The 1,750-nt window shown below is 69.6% G+C and carries 1 protein-coding gene; it reads right to left on the bottom strand.

The features are described from left to right. Positions 1-172: 172 nt before the first annotated feature. Positions 173-1,501, bottom strand: coding sequence for an MFS transporter (locus DMC18_RS25290; RefSeq protein WP_146218233.1), 1,329 nt, complete (start codon positions 1,499-1,501; stop codon positions 173-175). Positions 1,502-1,750: the final 249 nt, after the last annotated feature.

The raw sequence follows: 1,750 nt of genomic DNA, 5'->3' as shown, positions 1-1,750 counted from the left end.
GCGCCCGCCACCCATCAAGCTCGCGCTCGACACCTATCGCAATACACAGGGACCCAGGGGCCGGCGCACCGCGTCGGCCCTATTCTTTTTGGAGGGGGGCGAACCGCCTCGCCCGGTCCCCTGGATCCCGGCTCTGCGCTGCGCTTCGGCCGGGATGACGAGGTTAGGTGGATCAGGCCTTCCCGAACCGCGCATAGAGCGCCGCAGCCGCCAGGTTGAACGCCGCCGGGGCATAGGCGAACGCCACCGCCACCCCGACCAGCGCCGAGCCGGGCTGGGACGCGCCGGTCACAGCCAGGGCGCTGGAGAAGCCGAAGGCCGACAGGACGAGGCCCGTCAGCAGGGTGCCGCCCAAGGCGAAGCCGATTTTGTCGGCCCCGGTCCACAGCGCCGAGAACACGCCGGCCCGGCTCTCGCCATGCTCTGCCTCGTCCTTGGCGATGACGTCCGACAGCAGGCTGTAGCCCATCAGGCTCCAGCCCGAATTGAACAGGGCGAACAGCACGACCACGCCATAGATCGCCGGCAGCGGCGCGCCGGCCATCACGCCCCAGGCGGCCTGTACCACGGCGTGGCCCAGCGCGGCGGCGATATAGACCCGCTTGCGGCCGAAGGCGGTCGACAGCCTGATCCACAGCGGCTGGGCGGCGATGACCACGGCGCTCATCACCAGCACGATCATGCCGATCTGCGTCAGGGCGTCCGCGCGGCCCATGTTGTAGCTGAGGAAGTAGACCATGGCCGCATAGCCCAGGCCCGAGCCGATCAGTTGCAGCACATAGGCGCCCAGCAGCGGGCGGAAGGTCGGGTCGGCCACGGCGCTGAGAATCGCCTTCAGCCGCATGGCCGGGGCGCCGGCCGCCTGCACCACGGGGCGCGGCGAGGCCAGGAAGGCGATCAGCAGGCTGACCGAGCACACCGCCGCCAGCACCAGCGACATCTGCGAATAGGCCGGCCGTCCGCCGCCCCAGGTCTGCACCAGCACGGGGGCCAGGGCGTTGCCGACCAGCAGGCCGATCGCCGAGAAGCCCATTCGCCAGGCCATGACCACCGTCCGCTCCTTTGGATCGTCGGAAAGCTCCGTGCCGATCGCCAGGTACGGCACCGAGAAGGCCCCGAACACGATCATGTAGACGCTGAAGGCGGCGGCGACGTAGCCGGCCTTCAGCGCCGGCGCGCCTTCCGGCACATGGAACAGCAGGATCAGCGCGGCCGGCGCCAGCAGCGCCCCGACCAGCAGCCACAGGCGGCGCGGAACCCGGGCCTTCCAGCGGTCCGAAACGAGGCCGACGGTCAGGTCCGAGATCAGGCCCCAGAACAGCTTGGGAAAGAAGATCGCCGCCCCGGCAAGCGCCGGCTCGACGCCCAGCGCATTGGTCATGAAGAACAGCAGCAGCAGCGAGGGGGCGTCGCGGAACACCTGGCCGGCGATCTGGCCCGCGCCGTAGCCGGCGTGGACGAGCAGGGGCAGGCGGGGCGAGGGCGGCTTGGCGGCGGTCATGGCGCGGATCCGATGATAGGGATCGGCGACGCTAGGCGCGAAACGAAGGTTCAAGGGGGCGTGGGCGGCGGCGCCCGACTGTCGGACACTGACAGGTCAAAACAGCGTGCGGCTGCGCGAAGCCTCGGCGCCGGCCGCTTTCGCGGCCGTCCGGCGCGGCCATCCGGTTTCAGATCATTAGTTCTGAGAGAGAATGGTGGGTGTAGTAGGATTCGAACCTACGACCCGCTGATTAAGAGTCAGCTGCTC

This window comes from Caulobacter sp. D5, from assembly GCF_003185805.1.
Lineage (GTDB): Bacteria > Pseudomonadota > Alphaproteobacteria > Caulobacterales > Caulobacteraceae > Caulobacter.
This window is presented reverse-complemented; position numbering and strand designations above follow the sequence as displayed.